The sequence below is a fragment of the Saonia sp. genome (assembly GCF_056326165.1).
This window is the reverse complement of record NZ_JBWFBN010000013.1, coordinates 93793-102379: the sequence shown is the minus strand read 5'-3', so window position 1 is coordinate 102379 and position 8587 is coordinate 93793. Positions and strand designations below refer to the sequence as shown.

Genomic DNA, 8587 nt, shown 5'->3' with positions numbered 1-8587 from the left:
CAGTTCCCGCTACTAGAATAAAAAGGCTTCATGGAAATGTGAAGTCTTTTTTATATTAATCGATTTAAATTACTTTCAATTCTTTTCCCACTTTTATAAATGCCCTAACTGCTTTTTTAATGTGCTCTTTTTCATGTGCAGCTGAAAGTTGCACACGTATTCTTGCTTTCCCTTTAGGCACAACAGGATAGAAAAACCCGATTACGTAAATTCCTTCTTCCAACAACATTTCGGCAAACTTTTGTGCCAAAGTGGCATCGTACATCATGACCGGGACAATTGGGTGGTTTCCATCAACAATATCAAAGCCAGCTTTGGTCATTTCTGCCCTAAAGCAGGCAGTATTTTCTTCCAACTTGTCCCTGAGCTCAGTTGTTGAGCTCAGCATCTCCAGTACTTTAATGGAGGCACCAACAATACTTGGGGCCAGTGTATTGGAGAACAGATAAGGTCTGGACCGTTGTCTTAGCATTTCCACAATTTCCTTCCGGGCAGCCGTAAAACCTCCTGAGGCCCCACCTAGGGCCTTTCCGTAAGTGCTCGTAATTATGTCTATACGGCCCATTACATTTCTATATTCATGGGTTCCTCTCCCAGTCTTACCAATAAACCCAGTGGAATGACATTCATCTACCATGACCATTGCCCCATATTCTTCGGCTAAGTCACATATCTTATCCAACTGAGCTATGGTACCATCCATTGAAAAAGAACCATCCGTAACAATAAGTTTTCTTCTACAATCTATAGAGAGCTTTAATTGCTCTTCTAAGTCTTGCATGTTGTTATGTGCATATCTAAATCGTTTGGCTTTACATAGTCTAATCCCATCAATTATAGAAGCATGGTTCAAAGCGTCTGAGATAATTGCATCCTCTGCACCAAGTAGTGGTTCAAAAACACCTCCATTTGCATCAAAAGCAGCGGCATATAAAATACAATCTTCCATTCCTAAGAATTCGGCGGTTTTCTTTTCTAATTCTTTATGAATATCCTGTGTGCCACATATAAAACGTACAGAGGACATTCCATATCCATGGGAATCTATAGCCTCTTTACTTGCCTTAATAATTTCTGGATTAGACGAAAGCCCCAAATAATTATTTGCGCAAAAGTTCAATAAATGGGTCGAAGATTCTGTATCTATAACCGCTCCTTGAGAAGTAACAATAACCCTTTCAGATTTATACAGCCCTTCAGTTTTTATTTCCTGAAGTTCCTTTTGAAGTTCATCTTTTATATTAGAAAACATATCTACTAGATTTAGAAAATGAATGTTGTTTTTTATTGTTTAGAATGTACTTATGGGACATGGGCTTTGTATTTTTGCTTTAGCTTTTCAATCATGATATTGGTGATTTTATCCAAGTTATATTCTGGTTTCCATCCCCAATCACGATTTGCCTCTATGTCTTTTATCGTTTTTGGCCATTTTGATGCAATATCTTGCCTATAATCGGGAATATATTTCACCTCAAAATTCGGATATAATTTCCTAATGGAAGTTACAATCTCTAATGGAGAAAAACTAACTCCAGAAATATTGTATGAGGTTCTAATTCCAATATTCTCTTTTGGGGCATCCATCAATTCCAGGGTGGCTCTAATAGCATCATCAATAAAAATCATGGGCAAAGTTGTATCCTCTTTCAAAAAACAAGTAAAAGGTCCTTGTTTGACCGCTTCATGGTAAATTTCGACAGCATAATCTGTTGTTCCACCACCAGCACTGGATTGATACCCAATAACACCAGGGTATCGTAATGATCTAATATCCAACCCATATTTTTCAAAATAATACTGCCCCCAATTCTCACCAGCTGCTTTACTTATACCATAAGAGGTCAGTGGATTTAAAGGTTCGTTATTTCCTGTATCCTCGTGAGCAGCCGTTGGACCAAAAACAGCAATCGAACTTGGAAAAAATATTTTTTCAATTCCATTTAACCGTGAAATCTCCAAAACGTTTAATAGTGCTTGCATATTAATATCCCAGGTTTTTAAAGGTTCCTTTTCACCACTAGCTGATAAAATGGCTGCTAAATGATAGATCTCTTTAATTTGATATTTATGCACAATGTCTTCCAAACACTGTATATCGGTCACATCTAATAGCTCAAAAATTCCATCAAAATCTTCTCTTGGTCTTAAGTCCGAAGCAACAATGTTTTCCTTTCCATATTTATTTTGAAGCGATTGTGTTAACACTGTTCCCAGTTGACCATTTGCCCCAATAATTAAAACTGCTTTATTCATTTAAATAAAATATTTATAAAAGCATTATTTACTGACAAAAATAATAAAAACAATTTTTTATTTATAAATATTGTGATATTACAGCTAATTTTACTGAATATTATTATTATAACCATTTTTTTAACTTAATTTACTTTGATTTTCATTCAAATACAATAATAGACAAACACAGGAAATGGAACAATTAGATAAAACCGATATTACCATTCTTAGAATTTTGCAGGAAAACGCAAAAAAAACAGCTAAAGAAATTGCAGAAAACCTCAACTTAACTGTATCCCCAGTTTATGAGAGAATTAGAAGATTGGAAAAACAGGGGTACATTAAAAAGTATGTGGCATTACTTGATAAAAAACTTATTGATTTATCTGTAACGGCAATTTGTCAAGTCTCCATGAGGTACCACGACGAATCCTTTATAGAAAAGTTCGAAACCCAAATACAAAGTCTAAATGAAGTACAAGAATGTCATCATATGGCTGGAAAAGTAGATTTTATTTTAAAAATCAACACTAAAAGCTTAGAGGGCTACCATAATTTTGTTAAGCACAAGCTTTCCAAAATTGAAAATATTGGGGTATTAAACAGTTCTTTCGTATTAAAAGAAATTAAGCAAAACTCTGAATTTAATATTTAATTAACCCCCTTAAAAAAATAAGCCCCTAAATTTAATTTGTATTTTTAGAAATACCCAAAATCAAAAAAATATCTTGAAACATCTATATAAAACAGTAGTTTTTTTGTTCTTATTAATAAGTGCTTCTTACCTAAGGGCACAAAATAGCCAACAAGATTCTATAAAAGTATGTTTTGATAGAATAAAAGTTCTTATCGATAATAAAGACAAGTATAATGATGATTTTGTTACTTCTGAACTCCTCTTGGAAAAGATAAAAACGAGTGTAGGCATAGAAAAAATAAATATACTACTTAAACTCTGCACTTTAAATAAGTATAAATCTATTGGTACAGCAAAAGAACATAACGACGAAGCATTGCAGCTATCAAAACAAATTGGCTATAAAGAAGGGGAATATAAAGCAAAATACAACCAAGCATATTTAGCCTTTGTACAAGGTGATTTTGATAATTCCCTAAAGTTGATTGAAAACATAGATGGAATTATTGATTACAAAAAATTTCCAGAAAGTTTTGCGGACCTAAAAACATTAAAATCTGACATTCATGCAGAAAAAGGAGAGTATGATATGGCTCTTGAAACTGGCTTAAAATTGTTAGACATTGCTGAAAAGTCCAAAAACGAATATATCTTCATGAAAGCCCATGCCGCTCTATCTCATTATTACCTAAGACATGAAAATTATTCAAAAGGACTAAGCCATTGCCTAATAGGCTTGGACTACTTAATTGAACATAGACAAGTTCATCTTCTTTTTCAAAAAGTAGATGAAATAGCAAGAATGTCTGGAAAATTAGGTGATATAAATGGAGCTTTAGAGGCTTATTCTTTTTATCTAAAGATGGAAGATGAATTATATTCTCCAGGAAGTTATATTCAAAGTGTTGTATATATGAACATGGCAGACGTTTATATGTCTAACGGAGATTTTAGTAAATCTCAGAATTATATATCCAAATCGTTATCCATGATTTATACTAACAATTACAAGTTTAGGACGCCAAGGGCATTGACATTGCAAGCCGAACTTAGCTTAAAAACTGGGTACACATCTAATGCTATCCTTAACTATGAGAAGAGTATTGAGGCCGCAGAAAACATTAATGCCTTTGACGTAATAAAATCCAATAGCCTTATTCTAGTTAATTTATATGAAAAGACAAATAAGCCCTCAAAGGTCTATGAATATAAAACGTTACATAAAGCCATTAAAGACTCTTTGTTCAACAATGAAAAGGAACAAAGAATAATTATTTTGGAGACGAGAAGAAAAATCAAAGAAGCAAACCAAAAGCAGAAAATTTTAGAGCTCCAAAACTTAGCCAATGAGGCAAAATTAAATACCATAATAACAATACTCACATTCCTATTGATTATTACCGCTTTTATTGTGTTTTCATATGTAAAGGTGAAGGAAAAAAATAAGCTGTTATATAAAAGAACTATTGAACTTGCTGAAATTCAATTAAAAATAACTGAAGGCATTTCTATAAATGTAACTGATAAAAAAGAATCTATACCACCTGTAGATGAACCTCAAAAAACAAATCATCCAATAGACTCAAACATCAAGGAAATAATATTAGATAGATTGGAAAAACTCGAAAAGGAGAATTTCTTTATTGACTCTAATTGCAATTTACATCAGCTGTCAGAGAAGTTAAAAACAAATTCAAAATACTTGTCCCAAGTAATAAATCAAGAAAAAGGTTCTAATTTCAATAATTATATCAACGGACTAAGAATAAATTATCTCTTGGGAAAACTACTTAAAGATGAGGAATTTAGAAATAGCAAGTTAAGCTATATAGCAGTATCCGTAGGTTATAACAATCTAAACACATTCAATTCGGCCTTTAAAAAAAGACAAGGAATTCTTCCTTCTTATTTTATTAATGAGCTCAACAATGAGTCAAACATAAAAGTTTAAAGTATTAGAAGGAATTCTCTTTAAGTCAATAAATTTGATTATATACAAACAAGAAAGGTAACACCAAAATTGATATTACCTTTCCAGAAAATTAAAACTAAACTAACTCACTAATTATCAAATAGACTTTTAATATATATATATGACTTGTACCCGTAATAAAGTCAATAAATCTATCTAAACAATATATCGTTAGAAGTAAACAAGTTAAAGCAATACCAACCAAACACATAAAGTTTTGGTTGCAAAGACCTTAAAATTCATGAATTTTGGAGAATGGGAAATTATATATTCCAATCCCACTCAAAAGTGGCTTATAAATCATCTTTTTTATAAATTAAAACCCTGTCCCTATTCTGTGTGACTATATATAAAAAACCTCCTGTTGCATTTTTTACCTGCGATATTGCCTTTGAATCTCCTGGAGTTATAAAACCACTATCCAGCTCTTCAATTGGTTTAAAATCACCTTTTCCATTCCCCTTTAAAAGCAAACCATTAAAAGCATCATGCCTTCCTATGAAGGTCTCATTACCAAAATCATTGCCAACAAGAATTAAATCCAAATTATTATCATTATCTATATCCGCAGTTATCACCCCATTTATAGGGGCTTTTTGTGCCTCCGCAGGCAATACATGCAATTTAAATTTTCCGTTTCCCAAATTCTCAACATAACTTGTCTTATCGTAGTTGCCAATTAATTTGGTAACATCTTTTAGTTCTTCCGTATTTAACAAATCTTCTTGTGTAGCAACTGCGTATTCTTTGTATAAACTAAACTTAGACCTAAACAAAGGGCTTTGCCCAAAAAGGTCTGCCCAAAAATTTACCGGGAAAGATTCATATACTCCTTCTTGATTTCTTAAATAGGCAAACATAACTGGATCTATACTCCCATTATCATCATAGTCCTTCGCCAATATAGTCACTGGTCGTTCTTTAGAAGGTTGATAAAAATTATTAGAACCCATATTTCCAACCAAAAAATCAAAATCCCCATCATTATCAAAATCTTCGGAAACAATACTTTCCCACCAACCTAAATAATTTTCTAATCCAGATGCTTCTAATTTAGAAAACGAAGTTCCATTGTTTACCAAAATACTTATCTCCATAAATTCCCCTACCACTACCAAATCCTGAACATCATCATTATTTACATCTGTCCAAACAGCATCCGTAACCATACCAATGTTTCTAAGATCTTTAGCCAATACATCAGTAACATCTTCCAGTTTTCCTCTATTGTTTTTCAACAAAAAACTCTTCTCTGGAATAGGGTATTGAGCAACTGGTGTTCTTCCTCCAACAAACAAATCTACAAAGCCATCATTGTCATAATCCATTGCTTTAACAACGCATCCACTTGCTTGGATGCTAGGTATTTTATCATTAGAAAAAATAAAATTTCCACGACCATCATTTATCATCAATCTATCGGCATATAGATTTTCCTTTCCTAAAAACTCATTACTTCCGGATACCAGATACAAATCCAAATCTCCGTCATTATCCAAGTCAAATAATACCATACTCTCTTCTTCATATTCCTTATCCTCTGATTCTGTAAAAAGAGATTTTTCCATAAAAGTACCATCAGCAGTTTGAAAGAATATGGTGGGTGAATATGTGGCTGAGCTTCCAATTATAAAATCTTCATATTTATTGCCATCTATATCGCCAACAGCAATACATGGTCCATTTTGCGAGAGCTTATGCGGTAATATCCGCTGCAAACTATAATCCACAATGTCTTTTTCTTTATGTTCGTAGTCTACACCGACCTCTTTAGATACTTCCACGAACAAGGGTTGTTTCTTTTCATTTTGAAAAAATGGAAATGGCAGTGTTGAAAATTCTATTGCCTTTGAGTCTTTATAATCCAATAAAAGAGTTTGATTTCTATCAACCTCTTTTAATTCTTGAAACCTACCATCTGGCCATAAAACTGCAACTGATTCTATGTTAGCGACTTCCCCAATGCCAAAATGAGCTATTTCATCTACCGATGACATATACCCCCTTGTAAGATAATGTTCATAATATTGAGCTTTACCTTCTCCATACTTAATAGTTATTTTTGTGCCAAGACCCATTTCATTATTCTTTGGCCCATTAAACTTTATATTAAGAAAACCATTCTTGGAACTTTTCCCAACTTGATTATTTTTAAAGACAAAGGCTTCCTCATTAATATTGTTCACCACATAATCTAAATCCCCATCCTTGTCCAAATCCACGAACGCAGCACCGTTTGAGAAGGATGGAATATTTAACCCCCAATACTCACTCACATCATCAAAAGTACCATCGCCATTATTCATAAAACCATAATTTGGTATTTTAACAATTGGTATAGAGTCCATAATTTTTCCAGGGCTTAAAAAAGGAGCCATGCCGACCCTAAAATCACCAAAATCTTTATCGGTTATATCTCTTGGAAAACCATTGGTAATCAATAAATCTCTATATCCATCATTATCTACATCCATAAATAATGGAGACCAACTCCAATCTGTTTTTGCCATGCCCGCCATGAGTCCAACTTCGCTAAAAGGAACGCCAACACCATTGCCTTGATGTAGCATGTTTCTCATATATTGATGTTCATAATCAAACCTTTTATTCAATACATAATTAATATAATTATTGTTTCCGATGGTCGTTTTCATTCTATAGTTTGTCTCACCCAACATATCCAATGTGACTATATCTAAAAAACCATCATTATTATAGTCTGATATATCACATCCCATAGAGAACTTACTCTGATGCTTTATATAGTCTTTTATATTATTTGAAAAAGTGCCATCACCATTATTGATATATAATAGATCGTTTGTTAAATAATCATTGGATATATGCAGATCTGGCCAACCATCATAATTAATATCTGCAACTGCAATTCCCAATCCAAAACCTTCAATAGTGATTCCCGCCTTAACAGTAACATTGGAAAATGTTCCGTCTCCATTATTATGGTACAAACGGTCATTGCTTACTGCGGAACCATCCATAACTTTAGGTCTATAATTTGTAGGCAGTGTATGTGTCTGTTCATTGTTTAAAACATAAAGATCCAAAAAACCATCTTTATCATAATCAAAAAAAGTAGCTCCCATACTATTACCAGGCGCATCAATTCCATATTCTGAAGCCATTTCTTTAAATACCGGTATTCCTTTTTCATTTATCCCTTGGTTCATATAAAGGAGGTTTCTTCTTTTTTCCTCAACTTCTGACATTGCGACAGCAATATAAATATCCTTATACCCATCTGAGTTCAAATCAACTATAGTTACGCCAGTACACCATCTATCAGCAGCTTCTATACCTCCTTCAATGGATACATCATCAAACTTAAAATCACCATCGTTTAGATAAAGTTTATTAGGAACTTGGTTCCCAGTAAAAAAAAGATCGGGAAAACCGTTATTGTCAAAATCCGCAACAGCCACTCCTCCTCCATTAAAAATATATTCTTCGGTTAAAATATTTACGCTATCTGTTTCTACAATTGAATTGTTGAATTTTATCCCAGATTCTTCAGAAGTGATTTGCTTAAAAAGCTTTTCTTGATTTTTGACACATGAAACCAAAAATGTAACTATTAGTATAATGTAGTAGATTTTTTTCATGAGATAATTAATACAAAATAGAGTTGAGTATATGTAATTAGGAAATCCATAAATCACTTTTTAAAATTCCTTAGTTTGTAAATTACAAAAAAAGACCATGAGGGTTAATACCCATCATGG

The 8587-nt window shown here is 32.9% G+C and carries 5 protein-coding genes; 2 read left to right on the top strand and 3 right to left on the bottom strand.

Annotation, left to right across the window (positions count from 1 at the left end; genetic code table 11):
• Positions 1 to 64: 64 nt before the first annotated feature.
• Together kbl and AC000W_RS12130 are read right to left on the bottom strand one after the other, a co-directional pair.
• Positions 65 to 1252, bottom strand: coding sequence for a glycine C-acetyltransferase (gene kbl / locus AC000W_RS12135; protein WP_474748631.1), 1188 nt, complete (start codon positions 1250 to 1252; stop codon positions 65 to 67).
• 50 nt (positions 1253 to 1302) lie between these two features.
• A complete protein-coding gene (locus AC000W_RS12130) occupies positions 1303 to 2256 on the bottom strand; it encodes an NAD-dependent epimerase/dehydratase family protein (protein WP_474748630.1) in 954 nt (317 codons plus the stop codon).
• Positions 2257 to 2431: 175 nt separating this feature from the next.
• Here AC000W_RS12130 and AC000W_RS12125 point away from each other — a divergent pair, with 175 nt between their 5' ends.
• Both AC000W_RS12125 and AC000W_RS12120 read left to right on the top strand, forming a co-directional pair.
• Entirely contained in the window at positions 2432 to 2893 is a 462-nt protein-coding gene (locus AC000W_RS12125; protein WP_474748629.1) for an Lrp/AsnC family transcriptional regulator, read from the top strand.
• 73 nt (positions 2894 to 2966) lie between these two features.
• Positions 2967 to 4826, top strand: coding sequence for a helix-turn-helix domain-containing protein (locus AC000W_RS12120; RefSeq protein ID WP_474748627.1), 1860 nt, complete (start codon positions 2967 to 2969; stop codon positions 4824 to 4826).
• 314 nt (positions 4827 to 5140) lie between these two features.
• Here AC000W_RS12120 and AC000W_RS12115 read toward each other — a convergent pair whose 3' ends face one another.
• Entirely contained in the window at positions 5141 to 8467 is a 3327-nt protein-coding gene (locus AC000W_RS12115; RefSeq protein ID WP_474748626.1) for a VCBS repeat-containing protein, read from the bottom strand.
• Positions 8468 to 8587 lie beyond the last annotated feature (120 nt).

Coding starts and splice junctions, on each gene's coding strand:
- kbl (WP_474748631.1), bottom strand. CDS start 1,252: ATGTTTTCTAATATAAAAGATGAACTTCAAAAGGAACTTCAGGAAATA.
- AC000W_RS12125 (WP_474748629.1), top strand. CDS start 2,432: ATGGAACAATTAGATAAAACCGATATTACCATTCTTAGAATTTTGCAG.
- AC000W_RS12115 (WP_474748626.1), bottom strand. CDS start 8,467: ATGAAAAAAATCTACTACATTATACTAATAGTTACATTTTTGGTTTCA.
- AC000W_RS12130 (WP_474748630.1), bottom strand. CDS start 2,256: ATGAATAAAGCAGTTTTAATTATTGGGGCAAATGGTCAACTGGGAACA.